Annotated in this window: 18 protein-coding genes; 15 read left to right on the top strand and 3 right to left on the bottom strand. The window is 39.1% G+C overall.

Annotated elements, in window-relative coordinates; all coding sequences use genetic code 11:
* The first annotated feature begins 63 nt into the window (after positions 1-63).
* The 12 genes from ABN236_RS15195 to ABN236_RS15140 all read left to right on the top strand — a co-directional run bounded on the left by ABN236_RS15195 (position 64) and on the right by ABN236_RS15140 (position 17,732).
* Positions 64-5,151 carry an alpha-2-macroglobulin gene (locus ABN236_RS15195; RefSeq protein ID WP_502929628.1) on the top strand — a complete coding sequence of 1,696 codons (5,088 nt, stop codon included), beginning with the start codon at positions 64-66 and terminating at the stop codon, positions 5,149-5,151.
* Positions 5,152-5,199: 48 nt separating this feature from the next.
* Positions 5,200-7,521 carry a peptidoglycan glycosyltransferase PbpC gene (gene pbpC / locus ABN236_RS15190; RefSeq protein WP_349474336.1) on the top strand — a complete coding sequence of 774 codons (2,322 nt, stop codon included), beginning with the start codon at positions 5,200-5,202 and terminating at the stop codon, positions 7,519-7,521.
* A 345-nt stretch (positions 7,522-7,866) separates the two neighbouring features.
* A complete protein-coding gene (gene ndk, locus ABN236_RS15185) occupies positions 7,867-8,292 on the top strand; it encodes a nucleoside-diphosphate kinase (protein ID WP_023581630.1) in 426 nt (141 codons plus the stop codon).
* Positions 8,293-8,448: 156 nt separating this feature from the next.
* Positions 8,449-9,630: a dual-specificity RNA methyltransferase RlmN gene (gene rlmN / locus ABN236_RS15180; RefSeq protein ID WP_023581631.1), complete on the top strand. Its 1,182-nt coding sequence runs from the start codon at positions 8,449-8,451 to the stop codon at positions 9,628-9,630.
* 88 nt (positions 9,631-9,718) lie between these two features.
* On the top strand, positions 9,719-10,153 hold the full coding sequence (locus ABN236_RS15175; RefSeq protein WP_088495059.1) for a hypothetical protein: 435 nt from the start codon (positions 9,719-9,721) through the stop codon (positions 10,151-10,153).
* Positions 10,154-10,227: 74 nt separating this feature from the next.
* The gene (rodZ, locus tag ABN236_RS15170) at positions 10,228-11,196 is read left to right on the top strand and encodes a cytoskeleton protein RodZ (RefSeq protein ID WP_349474335.1); all 969 of its coding nucleotides are present in this window, start codon (positions 10,228-10,230) and stop codon (positions 11,194-11,196) included.
* A gap of 47 nt (positions 11,197-11,243) precedes the next feature.
* Positions 11,244-12,365 carry a flavodoxin-dependent (E)-4-hydroxy-3-methylbut-2-enyl-diphosphate synthase gene (gene ispG, locus ABN236_RS15165; protein WP_088495061.1) on the top strand — a complete coding sequence of 374 codons (1,122 nt, stop codon included), beginning with the start codon at positions 11,244-11,246 and terminating at the stop codon, positions 12,363-12,365.
* Positions 12,366-12,487: 122 nt separating this feature from the next.
* Positions 12,488-13,771: a histidine--tRNA ligase gene (gene hisS, locus ABN236_RS15160; RefSeq protein ID WP_075670494.1), complete on the top strand. Its 1,284-nt coding sequence runs from the start codon at positions 12,488-12,490 to the stop codon at positions 13,769-13,771.
* Positions 13,772-13,781: 10 nt separating this feature from the next.
* The gene (locus tag ABN236_RS15155; RefSeq protein WP_088495062.1) at positions 13,782-14,402 is read left to right on the top strand and encodes a YfgM family protein; all 621 of its coding nucleotides are present in this window, start codon (positions 13,782-13,784) and stop codon (positions 14,400-14,402) included.
* Between the two features lie 14 nt (positions 14,403-14,416).
* Positions 14,417-15,589 carry an outer membrane protein assembly factor BamB gene (bamB, locus tag ABN236_RS15150; protein WP_349474334.1) on the top strand — a complete coding sequence of 391 codons (1,173 nt, stop codon included), beginning with the start codon at positions 14,417-14,419 and terminating at the stop codon, positions 15,587-15,589.
* Between the two features lie 119 nt (positions 15,590-15,708).
* A complete protein-coding gene (gene der / locus ABN236_RS15145; protein ID WP_349474333.1) occupies positions 15,709-17,199 on the top strand; it encodes a ribosome biogenesis GTPase Der in 1,491 nt (496 codons plus the stop codon).
* 191 nt (positions 17,200-17,390) lie between these two features.
* A complete protein-coding gene (locus ABN236_RS15140) occupies positions 17,391-17,732 on the top strand; it encodes a hypothetical protein (protein ID WP_227718986.1) in 342 nt (113 codons plus the stop codon).
* 54 nt (positions 17,733-17,786) lie between these two features.
* Here ABN236_RS15140 and ABN236_RS15135 read toward each other — a convergent pair whose 3' ends face one another.
* The 3 genes from ABN236_RS15135 to hemF form a co-directional block, all read right to left on the bottom strand.
* Positions 17,787-18,086 carry a helix-turn-helix domain-containing protein gene (locus tag ABN236_RS15135; protein WP_088495064.1) on the bottom strand — a complete coding sequence of 100 codons (300 nt, stop codon included), beginning with the start codon at positions 18,084-18,086 and terminating at the stop codon, positions 17,787-17,789.
* Positions 18,086-18,436, bottom strand: coding sequence for a type II toxin-antitoxin system RelE/ParE family toxin (locus ABN236_RS15130; protein WP_194950860.1), 351 nt, complete (start codon positions 18,434-18,436; stop codon positions 18,086-18,088). The genes ABN236_RS15135 and ABN236_RS15130 overlap by 1 nt, the downstream gene beginning before the upstream one ends.
* A gap of 175 nt (positions 18,437-18,611) precedes the next feature.
* Positions 18,612-19,520, bottom strand: coding sequence for an oxygen-dependent coproporphyrinogen oxidase (gene hemF / locus ABN236_RS15125; protein WP_349474332.1), 909 nt, complete (start codon positions 19,518-19,520; stop codon positions 18,612-18,614).
* A gap of 133 nt (positions 19,521-19,653) precedes the next feature.
* On the opposite strand from hemF, the gene ABN236_RS15120 reads away from it, so the two are divergent.
* From ABN236_RS15120 to ABN236_RS15110, 3 genes are all read left to right on the top strand, one after another.
* On the top strand, positions 19,654-20,091 hold the full coding sequence (locus ABN236_RS15120) for a GNAT family acetyltransferase (protein WP_075670504.1): 438 nt from the start codon (positions 19,654-19,656) through the stop codon (positions 20,089-20,091).
* Positions 20,092-20,427: 336 nt separating this feature from the next.
* Complete coding sequence (locus tag ABN236_RS15115) at positions 20,428-21,045, top strand: RpoE-regulated lipoprotein (protein ID WP_349474331.1); 618 nt, start codon at positions 20,428-20,430, stop codon at positions 21,043-21,045.
* Between the two features lie 120 nt (positions 21,046-21,165).
* Entirely contained in the window at positions 21,166-22,062 is an 897-nt protein-coding gene (locus ABN236_RS15110) for a Dyp-type peroxidase (RefSeq protein ID WP_075670506.1), read from the top strand.
* Positions 22,063-22,249 lie beyond the last annotated feature (187 nt).

The raw sequence follows: 22,249 nt of genomic DNA, 5'->3' as shown, positions 1-22,249 counted from the left end.
ATATATTATCTCTGCCTGCATAAAACATCGCATTATTCAGGGGTTGAATTAAAGGAAATGGATATGAACCAAAACCAATTTAGACAATATACAGAAAAGAGAGGTTATCGTTGGAGCTCTCTTGCTGTTGTATTGGCATCAGCATTAGCTCTTATGGGCTGTGATGACAAAGCAGATGAAAACACATCATCTGCGGATAAGACGCAAAATACACAAGTTGCCGAGCAAAAAGACGCTGCTCAGAGCACATCAGGCACCACGACTCAAACAAGCGAAAAACCTGCAGTTACAACAAAAACGAATAACGAAACTGCATTAAAAAGCAAAGAAGTCCGTGATGAGTTGGCAATGCGTTTTGCAGGCAAAGAAGTCACCGTATTAGATGCATCAGAGTTACAACGTGATGGTGCGAGTACTATGGTTGTGACTTTCTCTGTACCACTTGATCCTGACCAAAAGTTTGATGATGTTATTCATCTTGTTGATACCAAAAAAGGGAAATTAGAAGGTGCGTGGGAGTTATCTGATAACTTAATGGAATTGCGTTTCCGCCATTTACCTCCATCAACAGAATTAAACTTAACAATTGATGAAAAAATCAAAGGTATTAATGAACGTACATTAACGACACCTTTTAGCCAAAAATTTACGACAGAAGAAATTTTCCCATCTGTTGGCTTTACCAGTAAAGGGTCGTTATTGCCACTTGAAGCAGCTGAAGGCCTACCGATTACTGCGTTAAATGTGGGGCAAGTTGACGTAAACTTTTTCCGTGTTAAAGATGAGCAACTCGCTCAATTCTTAACGCAATGGGAAAGTCGTTCCAATATTAACTATTGGGAATCAGATGAGTTTCTATCCCAAGCTGATTTGGTTTATACCGGTCGCTTCGAATTAAACACAGAAACAAATACCCGTGAAAACGTATTGTTACCGCTAAAATCGATAGATGCCTTAAAAAAAGAAGGTGCCTACATTGCGGTTATGCAACAAGCGGGTAAATACTCTTATACAGTGCCAGCAACAGTATTCACATTTAGTGATATCGGGCTGTCAATGCACAGTTATCTTGATACGTTAGATATCTTCACCCAATCACTTAAAAATGGTTCTGCGTTAGATAAAGTAGAAATTCGCCTATTAGATGAAAAAGGTGGCTTGATTTCTAAAGCGCAAACCGATAGTCAAGGACATGCCACACTTGAGAAAAGTGATAAAGCACGTTTATTAATGGCTATTCGTGATGGGCAAACCAGTATGATTGATTTGCGTAAACCTGCGCTTGATCTTTCTGAGTTTGATATTGGTGGACCACAAGGTTATAGCAAACAATTTTTTGCTTTTGGTCCTCGCGATCTCTATCGTCCCGGTGAAACATTAATCGTTAATGCATTGCTACGTGATGGTGATGGTAATCCTATTAAAGAGCAACCTGTTAAAGTTGATCTACTTAAAACAGACGGGCAAGTTTCTCGTAGTTTTGTTTGGCAACCCGAGAACGGACTTTACCAATTAAAATTAGTTATTCCTGCGGATGAAAATACGGGTACACGTACCTTACGTTTTGATGTAGGCGATGGTACTCCTCGTTTCTATGAGTTTCAGGTCGAAGATTTTATGCCAGAACGTATGGCATTAGAAATCACGGGTAAGAAAGGAATTATACTAAGCGGTAATGACGCTTATTTTGACATTAAGGGTCGCTATCTTTATGGCGCACCAGCTGCCGATAATCGCTTACAAGGGCAAGTTTTCTTAAAAGCCTCTCGTGAAGCTGTCAGTAAATTACCGGGCTATGAATTTGGTGCTGTAAAAGATGAAAACTTCAGCCGTTTACTGGATGAGTTTGAACTTAATTTAGACTCTGATGGTGAAGGTGGAGTGAATGTTGATAGTGAACGCTATGAAGAGCTGAAATCACCTATCAATATTATTTTACAAGCAAGTTTACTTGAAGCTGGCGGACGCCCTGTTACTCGCCGTTATCAACAAGCTGTTTGGCCTGCCACTCATCTTGCTGGTATTCGCCCAGTCTTCCCTAAAAAAGAAGTCTATGACTATCGGACGGACAAATATAAATCAGGTTATAGCGTTGATGAAAATTCAATGGCTGAATTTGAAATTGTCTATACAGACCAAGATGGTAAGAAACTACCTGCTAACGATCTTAAAGTGAAATTTATCTATGAACGTCATGATTATTACTGGCGTTGGTCTAGTTCTAATGGCTGGGAATCTGGCTATAACGAAAAAGATCTGCAAATGGATGAGCAAACAATCAAGATTGCGAAAGATGGCACTGCAAAAGTGGCATTCCCTGTTGAATGGGGCTCTTATCGTATCGAAGTTGTCGATCCTAAAACAGAATTAGTCAGTAGCCTACGTTTCTGGGCAGGTTATTCTTGGATGGATAACACGGGTGGAACAGGTGCGGTAAGACCAGACCAAGTTAAGCTTAAACTGGATAAAGAAGGTTATTTACCGGGTGAAAAAGTTAAGTTAAACATCGTTGCACCTCATCCGGGTAAAGGTTATGTGTTACTAGAATCAAGTAATGGGCCTTTATGGTGGCAAGAGATTGATGTGCCAGAAAAAGGGCTTGATGTTGAAGTGCCTATTAATAAAGAGTGGGCAAGGCATGATCTCTATCTGACTTCTGTTGTCGTAAGACCGGGAGATACGTCAAAACAGGCGACAGTAAAACGTGCTGTGGGTATTTTGCATTTACCATTGCAGGATAAAAACCGTCGTATTGATATTTCACTTGATGCACCGGAAAAAATTCGCCCTAACCAAGATTTAAAAATCCGTATTAAAGCGAATCCAGTTGCAGGTCAGCCATTACCTGAAAATATTAATGTATTGGTTTCTGCGGTTGATACTGGTGTTTTAAACATCACAGAGTATAAAACGCCAGATCCTTACGATGCTTTCTTTGGTCGTAAACGTTATAGCATCGACCAATATGATGTTTACGGGCAATTAATTGAAGGGCAAGGGCGTTTAGCTAACTTGCGCTTTGGCGGTGATGGTGGTGAAGCCGCAGCATTATCTCGTGGTGGTAAAAAACCATTAACTGATGTGCAAATCATTGCTCAACAAACGGCTCCAGTAAAATTAAATGCACAAGGTGAGGGTGAAGTTTCTTTACCTATCCCTGAGTTTAATGGCGAAGTTCGTTTAATGGCGCAAGCTTGGACTGCGGATAAATTTGGTAGCCAAGAAGGTAAAGTTGTTATTGCTGCCCCGTTAGTGACTCAGCTTTCATTACCTCGCTTTATGGCTGGTGGTGATAATGCACTTTTATCTTTAGATTTAACTAATCTAACGGATGACGCTCAATCTATTACCTTAAATTATACCGCTTCAGGTTTGGTGGGATTAGGTGGCGCTGAAAGCAAAACTGTCTCGCTAACGAAAGGTGAACGTACTCAAATTCAGATCCCAGTAAAAGCGAAACATGGCTTTGGACAAGGTGAATTCTCACTGTCTATTTATGGTATTAAAGTACCGGGTGAAGAGATTAAACCTTACCACAATACATGGAATATTGGTGTTCGCCCTGCATTCCCTGCAGAAACTATTCACTATGCAAGTACATTGCAAGATGGTGATACTTGGCGTTTACCATCAGAAATTTTAAGTCGCTTTAATAGCTCAACGCTTGAAGGTGAATTATTACTGACAAGTCGTCCTCCGTTGCAGGTGGCACGCTATGTTAGAGAGCTGTTTGCTTATCCTTATGGTTGCTTAGAACAAACAGTTAGTGGGCTTTATCCTTCACTGTATTCAACAGAAAAAGAGTTGAAACAGTTGGGAATTAAAACGCAAACTGATGCTGATAGAAAAGTAGCTATTGAGAAAGGTATTGCTCATCTGCTGACGATGCAAAAATCAGAAGGTGGGTTCTCTTTATGGGATCAAGGTGGACGTGAAGAATATTGGTTAACTGCGTATGCGACCGACTTCTTATTCCGTGCGTCACAACAAGGTTACTCAGTTCCTGCTGATCCATTAAAACGTGCGAACGATCGTTTATTACGTTATTTACAAGATAAAAACTTAGTTAACTATGAATATGCCGTTAACCAAGATGCTGCGCGGTTCTCAGCAAGAGCTTATGCTGCATTAGTCTTAGCAAATCAGCAAAAAGCACCTTTAGGTGAATTACGTCGTCTCTATCTTGAGCGTAATCAAGCTGGAAGTGGCTTAGCTTTAGTTCAGTTGGGTATCGCATTAAAATTAATGGGTGATAGCAGCCGCGCTGAAAGCTTGATTGCTGAAGGTGTAACAACAACACGTAAATATAATTATGGATTGGGTGATTACGGTAGCACCATTCGTGACCAAGCATTAATTATTGCACTGTTAAGCGAAAATAACCTTGAAACACAATCTCGTGATGCAAGTGTGATTGCACTATCTGATAACTTAACAAGCCGTGAATGGTTCTCAACCCAAGAAAGTAACTCGTTATACCTTGCTGGACGCTTCTTTATTAATATGGCAGAACAGCCTTGGGAAGTCGCTGTTAATCGTCAAGTCCCTGCAATCAGTAGCGATCGTGCAGTCAATGAGACATTAACATCAGCACAATTACAAGAAGGCTTAGAGCTAAATAACCGTGGTGGCGCTGCGATTTATTCTCGTATGAATATCGTGGGTTATCCGAAAGTTGCTCCTGCTCCTTATAGTAATGTATTAAATGTTCATCGTAGTTACTATGATTTGAAAGGAAACCGCGTTCATCCTAATCGCTTACAAAGTGGTGAAATGCTGGTGGTTAAACTGGAAGTTTCTGCTGATAGAGACGTACCTGATGCATTAGTTGTTGATTTATTACCTGCGGGTCTTGAAATCGAAAACCAAAACTTAGCATCAAGTAGTGCAAGCTTAAGTGATAGTGCAGCAGACTTGCAGGAATTTATCGACGATATGGGACAAGCCAATATCAAACATCTCGAATACCGTGATGATAGATTTGTTGCTGCTATCTCTGTTGATAAATATCGCCCAACAACATTGCTCTATTTAGCAAGAGCAGTAACACCGGGTAGCTATCAAGTACCACCACCACAAGTTGAATCTATGTATGTGCCTTACTGGCGTGCAATAGGATCAACAGAAACCAAGATTGACGTTGTTCCTTAAGTCTTGTAGCCCTTTCTTCGGAAAGGGCTTTTTCCTTTGAGTGATTGAATGAAACTAGGATATAAACGGCTTATTGCTGTTATCATTATTTTTTTGCTAGCAACGCCTATTTTAGTCTGGATCGCAGATAAAATTTGGCCCCTTCCTGATCCTGAACCTCAAATTGCGACTATTGTTACAGCGCAAGATGGTACACCTCTTTGGCGCTTTGCCGATAAAGAAGGGGTATGGCGTTATCATGTCAAACTCACTGATGTCTCTCCTGAATATTTAGAAGCCTTAATTACTTATGAAGATCGCTGGTTTTATCAACATCCCGGTGTTAATCCGATGGCGATATTACGGGCAGCATGGCAAGACCTAAGCTCAGGAAGAATTGTGTCAGGTGGAAGTACGCTATCAATGCAAGTGGCGCGCCTTATTGATCCTCACTCCCGTACTTTAGGGGGTAAAATCAAACAGCTTTGGCGCACCCTGCAATTAGAGTGGTATTACTCAAAAGATGAAATTCTGGAGATTTACCTCAATAGAGCACCCTTTGGCGGTACGTTAGAAGGTATTGGTGCAGCAAGCTGGGCTTATTTAGGTAAATCACCCGCTGATTTATCTGCAGGAGAAGCGACTTTAATGGCGGTATTGCCACAAGCGCCAAGTCGTTTACGGCCAGATAGATACCCTGAACGCGCTCAAGCTGCTCGGGATAAAGTATTAGATAGACTGGCAGAATATCAAATATGGTCACAAGAAAAAGTTGATGAAATCAAGGAAGAGCAGGTTTTATTAGCTCCAAGACAAACACCACAATTAGCGCCATTACTGGCTCGTCGTATGTATAACGAAAAGCGAGAGCCTGTTATTACAACAACGATTGATATCAATATTCAACGACAACTCGAAGATATTGCTAATCAATGGAAGTACCAATTAGCGGATAAAACATCCTTAGCCATCTTAGTTGTTGATCATACGGATATGAGTGTGAAAGGGTATGTTGGCTCTGCCGATTTTAATGATAATTCGCGCTTTGGTCATGTCGATATGATCAGTGCATGGCGCTCGCCAGGTTCAACATTAAAGCCATTTATTTATGCACTTGCATTAGATGAAGGGCTTATTCATGCTGAATCACTCTTACAAGATGTTCCTCGTCGATTTGATAATTATCGCCCCGGCAATTTTGACTCCGATTTTAATGGTGCGGTTAGTGCCAGTGAAGCATTAAGTCGCTCTTTAAATTTGCCAGCGGTACAACTTATCGAAGTGTATGGTGCGAAGAAATTTGCGGCAAAATTACGTCATAATCATCTTGAAATGCGATTCCCTTATGGTTCTGAGCCAAATTTAGCACTGATTTTAGGGGGAACTGCAACGCGAATGGATGAGCTTGTTTCTGCCTTTAGCGCATTAGCAAGGCAAGGGAAAACAGCACCGTTACGTTTTAAACCAGAACAAATAATAGAAGACCGAGTGTTGATGTCTCAAGGATCAGCATGGATTATTAGGCGTATCTTAGCCGGGGAAGCCAGACCTCGCCCAGATAGCGCAATTTCACCCGTTGTTCCTTTAGCTTGGAAAACAGGGACAAGTTATGGCTATCGTGATGCATGGTCTATTGGTGTGAATGCGCGCTATACCATTGGCGTTTGGGTAGGTAGACCCGATGGAACACCTGTTGCAGGGCAGTTTGGTTTTGCGACAGCCGTCCCTATTATGAATCAGGTCAATAACTTATTAACGGGCTACTTCTATCAAAATAAACAAAGACCACCAACAGATTTACGCCCTAGTAGTGTAACAGCAGCTACTATCTGTTGGCCGACAGGTAAGGCATTACCTAAAGAAGATAGCAACTGTAGAGTCAGTCGTCGAAGCTGGATCTTAGATAACACCATTCCGCCAACTTTGTTAAATGATAGCCAAGAAGGTATTTTGGGGATCAACGAAAAAATTTGGTTAGATAATGAAGGTAAACGCACGGGACCTAATTGCCCTAATGCAGAGTTAAAAGATATCGCCTTGTGGCCGATAGCATTAGAAGCATGGTTACCTGAAAAAGAGCGCAGAGTAAAACGACTGCCACCGATTTCTGACACTTGCCCACCAATTAAAGAAGATATCATTCCTCTGTTTATCTCGGGTATCCGTGCTGGTGATTTATTAAGGCCATTACCCGGCGAAACTAATCTTGAAATAACCGTTTCTACGCAAGGTGGAAGTGGTACGCAATGGTGGTTTTTAAATGGTGAGCAAATAGGTAAAACAGAAAACGGAGAAACATTCTCCTATTTATTAGAGAAACGAGGTAAATACCAACTTTCAGTACTTGATCTAAGTGGTCAAACGGATATGGTTAATTTTATATTTCGTTAAACTAAAACGATAAAATAAACGAGAACTGAGTGATTTTTCACTAAAATAGTTTTTCTGATAAAGATAAAGAGACTATTTATTGTGTTTCATTTCGGTTCTTTTTTTATTCTTATTTTCAAGTTTGAACATGGAAACCGTCAAAAATGTGATTAGATCGATAATTTATAACTTTTTTGCCACAGTTTTTTAAAAAAAAAGGATATTCAATCTGTGCAATTCATTTTTATCCTCCTATAATCGAGCACTATTTTTTGCAGGGAATGCGGTTTTTGATTCGTTTTTCCATGATCTGCGATAAAAGAGATAACAAAAGTTATCATTAATAAAATAATTTAGAGGTAAGACATGGCTATTCAGCGCACATTTTCTATTATCAAACCAAATGCAGTGAAAAAAAATGTTATCGGTGCTATCTATCACCGTTTTGAAAGCGCAGGTTTTAGCATTATTGGTGCTAAAATGCTGCATTTAACGCGCGAACAAGCTGAAGGCTTTTATGAAGAACACAAAGGCCGTCCTTTCTTTGACGGTTTAGTTGAATTTATGACTTCGGGCCCAATCATGGTTCAAGTGTTAGAAGGCGAAAACGCGATCCAACGTCACCGTGATCTGATGGGTGCAACTAATCCAGACAACGCATTAGCGGGTACATTACGTGCTGACTACGCTGATAGCTTTACTGAAAATGCGGTACACGGTTCAGATTCAGAAGCTTCTGCTGCTCGCGAAATTGCATACTTCTTCACTGAAAACGAAGTTTGCGCGCGCTAATTTATTAGCATCTCTACGCGAAAAACAGTACAATGCGACGCCCTGTTTGATAATTAACAGGGCGTTTTTTATTATTGTTTAATTATACAAATATATAAGTATCCCATTAGCATCAATGCTAATGCAGGCCGCATAGTGTAACAACGAGGCAATGTCATGACCCAATCTACCACCCCAGCGCCAAGCGCTTCTGTCGCTGTTTCTAAAGAAAATACTGTGAATCAAAAAACTAAAATTAATCTGTTAGATTTAAATCGTAAACAGATGCGTGAGCTTTTTGTCTCTATGGGCGAAAAACCTTTTCGTGCTGACCAAATTATGAAGTGGATGTACCACTACTGTTATGACGATTTTGATCAAATGACAGATATCAACAAGGTGTTACGCAATAAATTAAAAGAAATTGCTGAAATTAAAGCACCTGAAGTTTCTGAAGAACAACGTTCAACAGATGGCACGATTAAATGGGCAATTAAAGTTGGTGATCAACAAGTAGAAACTGTGTATATCCCAGAAGATGATCGCGCAACATTATGTGTTTCTTCACAAGTTGGTTGTGCTTTAGAGTGCAAATTCTGTTCAACTGCACAGCAAGGTTTTAACCGTAACTTGAAAGTGTCTGAAATTATTGGGCAAGTTTGGCGTGCCGCTAAAATTATTGGCTCATTAAAAGAGACAGGCCGTCGTCCTATTACTAACGTTGTTATGATGGGAATGGGTGAGCCATTACTGAATTTAAATAATGTTATTCCAGCACTTGAAATCATGATGGATGATTTCGGTTTTGGTCTATCTAAACGTCGAGTCACTGTTTCTACATCAGGTGTTGTACCTGCATTAGATAAACTAGGTGATGCGGTTGATGTAGCTTTAGCCATTTCATTACATGCACCAACTGATGAAATTCGTGATGAGATCGTTCCAATTAACAAGAAATATAATATTGAAATGTTTCTTGAAGGTGTTCGCCGCTATATTGCTAAATCAAATGCGAACCAAGGGCGAGTGACTATTGAGTATGTCATGCTTGATCATATTAATGACAGCACAGATCAAGCTCATCAATTAGCTGAACTTTTAAAAGACACGCCATGTAAAATTAACTTAATTCCATGGAACCCGTTCCCGGGTGCGCCATACGGACGTAGTTCTAATAGCCGAATTGACCGTTTCTCTAAAGTATTAATGGAATATGGCTTTACGACGATTGTACGTAAAACGCGTGGCGATGATATCGATGCAGCTTGTGGGCAATTAGCGGGTGATGTTATTGACCGTACAAAACGCACACTGAAAAAACGCCAACAAGGTGAACTAATTTCAGTAAAAGCAGTCTGATACAGTTGGATATCTCTTTCTTTGTGAAGTGTATTACATAATTACGATGTAGAGAGAACAAGGATGAATTTATTTAAGGAATATGACGATGATAAGGATATCATCAGTAGTTATAACTATTGGCTTGATGTTATTGACACTCGGTTGTCAATCATCAGCCAATCAAGAGCGTGTTGCAGTGTCTACACGTTTACAATTAGGTGATGCTTATTTAGCTGAAAGACAATATCAAATAGCGCAATATCATTTCCAAAAAGTGTTATCGGTGATGCCAAATCACTCCGATGCAAATTTAGGAATGGCGTTAACATCGCAGTTATTGGGAAATTCTATTCAAGCGTTAGATTATTACAAATTAGCGATGAACTCGAAGCCAGTAAATGTTAATGTATTAAGGCTTTATGGTAATTTCCTTTGTGAACAAAAACTATTAAACAATAATAGTGTGTTAATTGAGGATATACCGCCAGATTATTTGGTCTGTCAGCAAAGTGATAATAAAATATCAAAAAATTCGCGGTGATACGTTAAGGTACTTTGTGCTTTTGCGAGTTCATCAATGTTAAACATCCAATAGCCACAGTGCCTAGATTGCTAATGAATACTGAAAACAAAACCGAAGAAGTGAAATTAACAGCAGGTCAACTTTTACGCCAGGCACGAGAAAAGGTGGGGCTAACACAACAAACTGTTGCTGATCGACTTTGTTTGAAGTTATCAACAGTTCGCGAAATTGAAACAGACTCCGTTTCTTCTGATATTGCACCAACATTTTTACGCGGATATATGCGTTCTTACGCTAAGTTAGTCGGCGTTCTTGAAAAAGACATCCTTGGTTTTATCGACCAACAAGCTCCTGTCAAACAAATTAGAATGACAACCACACAAAATTATTCATTAGGCAAACGTCATAAAAAACGTGAAGGTTGGCTGATGAAACTCACATGGGTGATTTTGATTGTTATGGTTGCTCTTGTGGGTGTTTGGTGGTGGCAAGGTCATCAGGCTGATCAACAAGAATTAGTCTCTATGGCATCTCAAGACATAGGGCAAAACAGTACTCAAGAAAACACCAACACGATAGATTCTCCTTTAGCAACCTTAGATAATACGTCAACATCTGAAGGTGATAATTTACAAGTACCTGCGTCGCCATTAGCTGATAATCAGGCAAATAATGTCGCTATATCGCCAACGACTGAAACGACGTCACCAGCACCAACAGAAGTGAGAACGGTTCCATTACCTGTATCACCTCTAACAACATCAACAACTTCTCGTGCAAATTCAGCACAAGAATCTACCTCATCAGAAGCTCCTGCTATTGCGAATCAATTGGTTCTTATGTTTGATGGTGAATGTTGGTTAGAAGTTCGTAATGCTCAAAATAAAGTCTTATTTAATGGTATTAAGAAAGCGGGTGATCGTTTGGAATTTGATGGTGAGCAACCTTATAAACTAAAAATAGGCGCACCTTCTGTTACTCGCTTACAGTTTAATGGTGAATCAGTTGACTTAAGCCGTTTTACTGGAAAAATAGCAAAAATAACAGTGCCGAGCGCTTAATCTGACTACACATTTGAGCAAGCATGGAAGCATGGGAGAATTAATCAATGCATAAAGAATCACCTATTATTCGTCGCAAATCGACACGAATTTATGTGGGTAATGTACCTATTGGCGATGGTGCTCCTATCGCGGTACAGTCGATGACGAATACACGAACGACAGACGTAGAAGCGACTGTTCGCCAGATAAAGTCTCTGGAACGTGTAGGGGTGGATATTGTTCGCGTTTCTGTACCGACAATGGATGCTGCGGAAGCATTCAAATTAATTAAGCAGCAAGTTAATGTACCTTTAGTTGCTGATATTCACTTTGATTACCGTATTGCATTAAAAGTCGCTGAATATGGCGTTGATTGTTTACGTATCAATCCGGGTAATATTGGTAGTGAAGAGCGTATTCGCCAAGTCGTTGATTGCGCTCGTCATAACAATATTCCTATCCGTATTGGTGTAAACGGCGGTTCACTTGAAAAAGATATTCAAGAGAAATACGGCGAGCCAACACCAGAAGCATTAGTTGAATCAGCAATGCGCCATGTAGATATCCTTGATAAGCTGAATTTTGAACAGTTTAAAGTCAGTGTAAAAGCTTCTGATGTTTTCCTTGCTGTTGATTCATACCGCTTATTAGCGAAAAAAATAGATCAGCCACTGCATCTTGGGATCACTGAAGCGGGTGGTGCAAGAGCAGGATCGGTTAAATCTGCGATTGGTCTTGGGATCTTATTATCAGAAGGTATCGGCGATACATTAAGGATTTCATTAGCTGCAGATCCGGTTGAAGAAGTTAAAGTAGGTTTTGATATTCTCAAATCCTTACGTATTCGCTCTCGCGGAATTAACTTTATTGCTTGTCCAACGTGTTCACGCCAAGAATTTGATGTTATTGGAACAGTCAATGAATTAGAGCAGCGTCTGGAAGATATCATCACACCTATGGATGTTTCCATTATTGGTTGTGTGGTTAATGGACCAGGTGAAGCTGAAGTTTCAACGTTAGGTGTAACGGGCGCTAAAACACGCAGTGGTTTTTATGAAGATGGCGTGAGACAAAAAGAGCGTCTTGATAACGTTAATATGATTGATTTATTAGAAGCGAAAATTCGCGCTAAGGCATCAATGCTTGATGACAGTATGCGTATAAATATAAATCAATTGGACAAATAATACTCAAAAAACTGGCTCATTAATCAATGAGCCAGTTTTACTATTGATTTCACATTGAATACTGATTGATTTCGCTTCTATAATCAGCCTAACAATCAATTAATAACTATTAGAGAAGAAAAGTGGCACAAAAAATCCAAGCCATTCGTGGTATGAACGACTATCTACCTGCTGACACTCGTGTATGGCAGAAAATTGAAAATACGCTAAAACAAATTTTAGCGGGTTACGGCTTTAGTGAAATCAGAACACCTATCGTAGAGCATACCCCTCTATTTCAGCGAGCAATTGGCGAAGTGACCGATGTTGTTGAAAAAGAAATGTATACTTTTACCGATCGTGGTGAAGATGCCCAAAGCCTGACATTACGCCCAGAAAATACAGCAGGTTGTGTTCGCGCAGGTATCGAGCATGGTTTACTTTATAACCAAGAACAACGTTTATGGTATTTAGGGCCAATGTTCCGTTATGAGCGTCCTCAAAAAGGTCGTTATCGTCAATTCCACCAGTTAGGTGCTGAAGTGTTTGGTCTACAAGGTCCAGATATTGATGCGGAATTAATTATGTTAACTGCGCGTTGGTGGAAAGCGTTAGGTATCGCAGAGCACGTAACATTAGAACTTAACTCTATAGGTTCATTGGAAGCGCGTGCTAATTATCGTGAAGCGTTAGTGGCTTTCTTAGAGCAGCATGTTGATAAGTTAGATGAAGACTGCAAACGTCGTATGTATTCTAACCCATTGCGTGTTTTAGACTCAAAAAATCCAGAAATTCAGACTTTATTGAATGATGCGCCTGAACTTTTCGATTATCTTGATGACGAATCAAGAGCGCACTTTGATGGTCTTTGTGCTTTATTAGATGCTGTCGGTATTACATATCGTGTTAATCAGCGTTTAGTTCGTGGTTTAGACTATTATAACCGCACGGTTTTTGAATGGGTAACTAGCGCATTAGGTTCACAAGGAACTGTGTGTGCGGGTGGCCGTTATGATGGTCTTGTGAAGCAACTTGGTGGACATCCAACACCAGCAGTTGGTTTTGCTATGGGGATGGAGCGCATGATCTTATTAGTTCAAGCGGTTAACCCTGAATTTGTTGCAGATACCAATGTGGCTGATGTTTATCTTGCTTCATTTGGCGATAAGAGCCAAAGCGCAGCATTAATGCTGGCTGAAGAAATTCGCGATCAATTACCAACATTACGTTTAATGACGAATCACGGTAATGGTAACTTTAAAAAGCAGTTAGGGCGAGCTGATAAACAAGGCGCTAAAATTGCGTTGATTTTAGGCGAAGATGAAATTAATGCCGGCACTGTTGCAGTGAAAGATTTGCGTTCAGGGGAACAAACAATCGTTGCTCGCAATGAGCTCGCTCAGCAATTGACTCTGTTATTAGGTTAAGGAGAGACTTGTGGAAGTTTATAGCACCGAAAACGAACAAGTTGATGCAATTAAACAGTTTGTAAAAAATTACGGTTTAACTATCGTTTTAGCTGCGGTTATTGGTTTTGGTGGTGTGTTTGGTTGGAAATACTGGCAATCGCATCAAACAAATCGTCTGCAAGAAAGTGCGGGTGCTTTTGCAACAGTCAGTGAGGCACTTGCTAAGCCTACACCTGAAAATATTGCATTAGCTGAAAAATTTGTTACCGATACAAATGATATCTATGGCGCTTTAGCTTCGTTAGAACTAGCCCAAATCGCTATCGATGCTAATGATTTAGTTAATGGTGAACGCCATCTAACTAATGCTGTGGCAAAAGTAAAAAATGATGCATTTGCAGATATGCTTAATCTTCGTTTAGCTCGCGTACAATTAGCATTAGATAAAACAGATGCTGCTTTAGTTTCGTTAGAGCAAGTGAAAGGCAAAGCATGGAATGGAATGAAAAATTATATCCGTGGTGATGTCTTAGCGAAAAAAGGCGATAACGCAGGTGCAACAACCGCTTATCGTAGCGCATTAACTGATGAAAATGCGGGTGCTATTCGCTCACTGGTTGAACTTAAACTCAATAATTTATCCAATTAAAGGGATCTTCAGACATGCAACTGCGTAAAACTCTCCTGGTTGGTCTACTAGCATCTGCTTTGTTGGCAGGATGTTCTAGTGAACAGGATAATGTGACAATGTCTCCATTGCCTGAGGTGCAGAGCCAATTTACACCTAGAGCTGTTTGGGACAAATCAGTTGGAAATGGTATTGGTAAATACTATTCTCACTTGTCACCAACATGGGATGGCGCAGTTGTTTATGTCGCTGATCGCCATGGTTTAGTTAAAGCATTAGAGGTAGAAACAGGTAAAGAGCTTTGGTCACAAGATCTCTCTATTAAAACGGGTTTTCTTTCATCCAATGAGTCTGCATTACTTTCTGGTGGATTAACCGTTTCAGGTACTCGCGTTTTTGTGGGAACTGAAAAAGCGAAAGTATATGCACTGAACGTTGAGGATGGCTCCATTGATTGGGAAGCCGATGTTGCTGGTGAAGCCATTTCAAAACCTGTTGTTAGTGATGGTTTAGTACTTATTCATACCAGTAACGGCATGTTGCAAGGACTTGACTTATTAACGGGTGAGATTTCGTGGACTATTAACTTAGATACTCCATCATTATCTCTGCGTGGTGAGTCTGCACCTGCTGTCGCTTATGGTGCGGCTATCATTGGTGCAGATAATGGTCGTGTCAGTGCAGTTGTTCTTTCTCAAGGACAATTAATTTGGCAACAAAATATTTCACAAGTTAAAGGCTCTACTGAAATTAGCCGATTAAGTGATGTGGATATCACACCGATCATTGATGAAAATACCGTTTATGCAATGGCGTATAACGGTAATTTAGTTAGCCTTGATATGCGTTCTGGACAAATTCTTTGGAAACGCGATTTAGGTTCAGTCAATGATATGGTGCTATTAGGTGATAATCTTTACCTTGTTGACCAAAATGACAGAGTTTTATCTGTTCGTAAATCTGATGGTGTGACATTATGGACACAAGAAGATTTATTGCATCGCAATTTAACTGCTCCAGCTATTTTTGATGGCTATTTAGTAGTTGGTGATGCAGAAGGTTATCTCCATTGGATTGATACCAGCACAGGTAAATTTATTGCACAAAACCAAGTGAACAGTTCAGGCTTATTAAGCCGCCCTCAAGCGGTACAAGATAAACTGATGATCCAAGCTCGTGACGGTAAGCTTTATCTTTATAGTCGGTAATTAATTGCTGACAAATCTATTTATTTTACGGCTCCTTTAAAGGAGCCGTTTCGTCTTTTTAGTAATTACATGTAAAATACAATCAGGTTCGTGATTGTATTTTTATGAGGCATCAAAAAATGATACCCGTTATTGCCTTAGTAGGGCGCCCTAACGTGGGTAAATCCACGTTATTTAATCGACTAACACGCACAAGAGACGCATTAGTTGCTGATTTTCCAGGCCTCACCCGTGACCGTAAATATGGTCGAGCAGAGTTAGAAGGCGAAGAATTTATTATTATTGATACCGGTGGTATTGATGGTGCTGAAGAGGGTGTTGAAACCCATATGGCATCACAATCGCTACAGGCTATTCAAGAAGCCGACATCGTACTGTTTTTAGTTGATGCACGCGCGGGTTTGATGCCAGCAGACCAAGGTATCGCAAAACACCTTCGTGGTGTTGAGAAGAAAACGTATTTAGTTGCGAATAAAACTGACGGTATCGATATTGATACTGCATTAGCAGATTTTTACTCTTTAGGTCTAGGTGAAATCTTCCCTATCGCGGCATCCCATGGTCGTGGTGTTGCTCAACTGATTGAACAAGCACTATTACCAATTACAGGTAAAGTGGTGGAAGAAGAGCTAGAGCTGACTGAAGAAGAAGAGAATGCGGCTTATTGGGCTGCTTTAGAAGCAGAACAAGAAGCACAAGCATTAGAAGAGGAAGAAGACGACTTCGATCCTTCTACATTACCAGTAAAATTAGCGATTGTTGGTCGTCCTAATGTTGGTAAATCAACACTGACAAACCGTATGCTTGGTGAAGATCGTGTGGTTGTTTACGATATGCCGGGTACAACGCGTGATAGTATCTATATCCCAATGGAACGTGATGAGAAAGAATATATCATCATTGATACTGCGGGTGTTCGTAAGCGCGGTAAAGTAAAAGAAACAGTAGAAAAATTCTCTGTTATCAAAACGTTAAAAGCCATTGAAGATTCTAACGTTGCATTACTGGTTATTGATGCTCGTGAAGGTATTTCAGATCAGGATCTTTCATTATTAGGTTATATCCTGAATGCCGGTCGTTCATTAGTTATTGCTGTCAATAAATGGGATGGCATGACACAAGACGATCGCGAACAAGTTAAAGCAATGCTTGATCTTAAACTGGGCTTTGTTGACTTCGCGCGTGTTCACTTTATTTCTGCATTACATGGTAGTGGCGTGGGTAATCTTTTTGAATCTATTCAAGAGGCTTATGTCTGTGCAACGCGTCGTGTAGGAACTTCTATGCTGACTCGTATCATGAAGATGGCAGAAGATGATCATCAGCCACCGATTGTTCGTGGACGCCGTGTAAAAATGAAATATGCACACGCTGGCGGTTATAATCCACCAGTTGTGGTTATCCATGGTAATCAGGTAACTGATTTACCTGATAGCTATAAGCGCTATTTGATGAACTATTTCCGTCGTACTCTGCAAGTTATGGGTACGCCGATCCGTATTCAATTTAAAGAGGGCGAAAACCCTTATGCGGATAAGAAAAATAAATTAACCGTTTCTCAAATGCGTAAACGTAAGCGTTTAATGTCGCACTTGAAGAAATCGAAATAAGATAATTTACTTTCTTATTTAAACAAAAAAGCCACATTTTTTATGTGGCTTTTTTATACCTATAATTCAATGGTTTATTTCAATATTACAGTTATTAGTGGCTTTTTTGTATTTCATAAAAAATTAATTTAATTTTTCAAATAATAGTTTAAAATGCAATTGATTCTTATTCGTTTTAAAGAGCTATTACATTGAAAAAAAAGATTATTATCGCATCAATTTTTATGCTTTCTGCTTGTGCAACACCTGAAAAATGGGAAGCAAACACCAGCACACCATCTCCTTTAGATATCGCTAAAAATATGTGTATGCAAGAAGCCAATGCGCGATATCCTGCGAGATATGTGGCTTCAAGTCAGCCATCATTTTCACCAATGCGTGTAAATGGTAAAGATATTCCTAATTCTGGAGCCTCTTTCCCCTCTGATGCGAATGAATGGGAACGCAAAGACTATTTCAATACTTGTATGAGAGCAGAAGGGTGGGAAAATAAAAATAAAGTCACAGGGCTACTGGCTTTTCTGTTTAATTAGCTAAAAGTTAATTAAACAAGACAAGTTAAAAATTGACTAAATACCCTGTATTTATCATAAATTCAGGGCTATTTTTTCACCATTAGGTAATATGATATCAATTGCAAGCTTGCCACCTATCGCATCAACATAGCGTTTAAGTGTTGAAATTTTAAGGTCATTATCAACACGTTCCATTTTGGTGATAGCTGGTTGTTTAATCCCTAATGAAGTTGCTAACTGGGTTTGAGATATATGTAGTTCTTCTCGTATTTTCGCTAATGTGAGTTCACGCTGAATTTCTTTAACTCTAGCTTCAATTATTTTACGACTATCTGGTGTTCTTTTTGCCAGCATTTCATCTAAAGTTGCCATCACTCCTCCAATTCTGATAGGTGAATACGAAATTGTTCATCTGCTGTTTTTATAAGATTATTGTAAAACTGTTTTTCATTTCGACCTTTCTTATTACCTGCACATAAGATAATTGCTTGCCTAGAATTATCAAATGCGAAACATATTCTAATAGGTTGACCTTTAACTTGTATTCTTAACTCTTTCATATTCATAAATTTTGATCCAGAAAGAGTGTCAACATAAGGGCGTCCAAGAAGAGGCCCATTTTCTCGAAGAACACAAAGAACAGCTAATATTTCGTCTTGAAGATAATTTGGTTGAACTTCAAACCATTCTTCAAAAGGCAATTTTGTTATGACTACCCACATTCTTCAATCCATTATAGCAGTAAATAGCATATAAAATATAACCTTTAAGTTATAATTAAAATGATAAAAATCTTAATAAAAATATTTTTATGTAATAATTTCAATGGATTGATAAGAATCGAGTATTAAAAAGCCACATTTATAATGTGGCTTTATCGTTAATGATTTATTTTCTCTATACCCACTCTTTTGGGATCAAAAAGTCACTGTATAACTTTGCTTCTGGGGTATTTGGTTCGGGGGCGTAATCATATTCAAAACGAACTAAAGGTGGCATAGACATTAAGATTGACTCTGTTCTGCCGCCACTTTGCAAGCCAAATAATGTACCTCTATCCCACACTAAATTGAATTCAACATAACGACCACGGCGGTAGAGTTGGAATTGACGTTCACGCTCTCCCCAAGGTATTGATTTGCGCTTTTCAACAATAGGTAAATAGGCATCAAGATAACCAAGGCCTACATGTTGGACAAACTCAAAACAGTGGTCGAAATCTGGGGTATTTAAATCATCAAAGAAAAGGCCACCTACACCGCGAGGTTCATTGCGGTGTTTAATATAAAAGTAATCATCACACCACTTTTTATAACGAGGGTAATAATCTTCACTAAAAGGCGTACAAACTGATTTAGCAACTTTATGCCAATGAATAACATCTTCTTCAAATCCATAGTAAGGGGTTAAATCAAACCCACCACCAAACCACCAAACGGGATCTTCACCGTCTTTTTCAGCAATAAAAAAACGGACATTGGCATGAGAAGTCGGAATATAAGGATTAAGAGGGTGAATAACTAATGAAACACCCATAGCTTGAAAACGACGACCTGCTAATTCAGGGCGATGTGCAGTGGCCGATTTTGGTAATGTGTCACCATAAACATGCGAAAAATTAACGCCAGCTTGTTCAAAAAGAGCGCCATTGGTTAAAACGCGAGTACGACCGCCACCTCCTTCTTTTCTTTCCCAGTTATCTTGCTGAAAAGTGGCTTTTTGGTCTATGTTTTCAAGAGAGCGACAAATCGTATCTTGTAGTGATAAGAAAAACTCTTTAACGCGATGAATATCAGGTAAATTCATAATAACCTACAATTTTTATCATATTTATTAAAAATAGAACTCCATATTGTCTATGTTCTCATTTTCAAGTTGATTCATAAACCAAACAAGCGATAATAAATTCAGATTTATATGACCGATAATGGGCAAAACCATGGAAATACGTGTATTTCGCCAAGATGATTTTGAGGCAATTATTACACTTTGGGAGCGTTGCGATTTGATATCGCCTGATAACGATCCTGAAATTGATATTGAAAGAAAATTAAACCACTCACCCGATTTATTTTTGATAGCAGAAGTGGCTGGTGAGATTGTGGGTAGTGTGATGGGAGGCTACGATGGTCATCGTGGCTCTTTATACTATTTAGGCGTTCACCCAGATTTTCGAGGAAGAGGCATTGCGAACGCATTGATCTCTCGATTAGAGAAAAAACTGATAGCGAAAGGGTGCCCTCAAATTACATTAGTTGTACCAGAAGAAAATGATGCAACAATTTGTATGTTTGAGAAGTTATTGTATGAAGATCAAAACCAAGAAAGCACAACTTATACTAAGCGATTAATTGTTGATCAGGATTTTGATCTCTAATTGTATTTAAAGCCCCTGATTTTTAGGGGTTATTTCTTTTCCCCTTTCTATTTATCTCTTTTTTCCTTGTGACTATTCTTACGTTTGTCCCCCCTTAATTTATGCGTAAAATCTGATATTACCTTTTCTGTGGAACAAAATGTTCTGTTAATGGTCGTAACTAGGCTTTCTTTTCATGTGGTTATCTAAGATAAAATCAGTAGATATTTTGTTATGCTGACTTATCACGACTGTTTTAGCCTGATGATTGAGGTGATACAAAGAGTAAGATAAGGTGTGCTAAATAACCTCAGTATCTATTTTAATGTGTGACGAAAAAGTTTAACGGAGAAACAAATGATGCCTAAGTTTTGGTTACCCTTGTGTTTAAGCACAAGTGTTTTGCTATTAAGTGGCTGTTCATCCATGGGAGGAATGTCTTTTTCTGCACTAAATCAGATGAATTGGTTTTCAAATAATACGCTGACTGTTTCTGCCAATGGATTAGGAAATATCACCGGTTCAACAAAAATAACAGAAAGTGAAATAAAAAATGAGCTAGGTGGTAGCTTCAATTATCGTGAAGGCATGGAGATGCAAGGTAGCGATATTATTGTTGTCGTTCAAGCTCTCGAAGATAAGAACGTTCAAGTGGCTTTCTATGGCAAAGAAAAAGGCACTGTTGAAAAAATAGAAGTCTTTGATGCCAAAGCAACGACGGATTGGGGCACAACGATGGGTACACCATTTAAAGATATCTATAAAAAAGCATTTGGTGCATGTAGCAAAGGCCCTAAAGATGAAAAACTGAGAACTATTTTATGCCAATCCACAGAAGCTAAATCGGTGAGTTATGTCTTCAGTGGTCAATGGGATGGTCCTGATGGATTGATGCCACCTGATGAAGTTTTATCTAACTGGACATTAACGCAAATTATTTGGCAGAACAAATCGCCTTCACGCTATTCCTTATAAAATAAGGAAGATTTTATAATCAGACTGTCCGATTTTTGTTAAAAGGCAAATATTCAGGAAAAAATATTCGATATAATTAACATCATTCTAGGTGTTTTGATTATTGATTAGGAAAGCAATATGTCTCATGCACAAAGTGGCATTTTAGTCGCACATAGTAAATTTGGTCTTTTTATTGAAGCAATGGTCGTAGGTGAATTAGAAGCTCTGCGTGAAGGGTGCCAGAAATTCATGCAATCATTATCTGATTTACAAAAACAATTTCCTGATGCATCACTAGGCGCAGTTGTTGCATTTGGCTCTGATCTTTGGAAAAAACTTTCCGATGAAAACAGCGCACCAGAGCTGAAACCTTTTCGTCCTTTAGGTAAAGGTTTAGCGCCTGCAACACAGCGTGATCTTCTTATTCATATTCAATCTATGCGTCATGATGTGAATTTCTCATTAGCACAAGCGGCAATTGCTGCTTTTGGTGATGCAATCAAAGTTGAAGAAGAAATCCATGGTTTCCGTTGGATAGAAGAACGTGATTTAAGTGGTTTTATTGATGGTACAGAAAATCCACAAGATGATGAGCGTTATGGCGTTGCACTGATTAATGACGGTGTTGATGCTGGTGGTAGTTATGTTTTAGTTCAACGTTATGAGCACAATCTGAAGAAATGGGCTCGTTTTAGTGAATCAGACCAAGAAAAAATGATCGGTCGTACTAAAAAAGACAGTGTTGAACTTGATGAATCTGAGCGTAATGTTACATCTCACGTTTCTCGTGTTGTGATTGAAGAAGATGGTGAAGAGTTAGCCATTCTACGTCACAGCCTGCCTTACGGTACTGCAAGCGGTAAACACGGTTTATATTTCTTAGCTTACTGTGGTCGTTTATATAATATCGAACAACAACTATTGAGTATGTTTGGTGAATTAGATGGCAAACATGACGACCTATTACGTATGAGTAAACCTGTAACAGGGAGTTATTACTTCGCACCTTCTTATGAAGTATTAAAAGCACTGTAATCATTATCTCGTACTAAATACGTTTTTATTAATGAAATGCCTGCTTTAAAAGCAGGCTTTTTTGTCTGAATTTTTTTCATGTTAAGAGTAATTGATGCAAATTTAATTAATTAGCCTGAGTTTTATTCAGTTTTAATAGCTTATGGTTATATCAAATAACAAAAGCTAACTACACTGTTATAAATAA

It is taken from the genome of Proteus sp. fly-1013 (genome assembly GCF_040140245.1).
In the GTDB taxonomy this organism is placed as follows: Bacteria; Pseudomonadota; Gammaproteobacteria; order Enterobacterales; family Enterobacteriaceae; genus Proteus; species Proteus mirabilis_B.
Note: the sequence above shows the minus strand (reverse complement) of the source record. Positions and strands in the feature narration are given on the sequence as shown.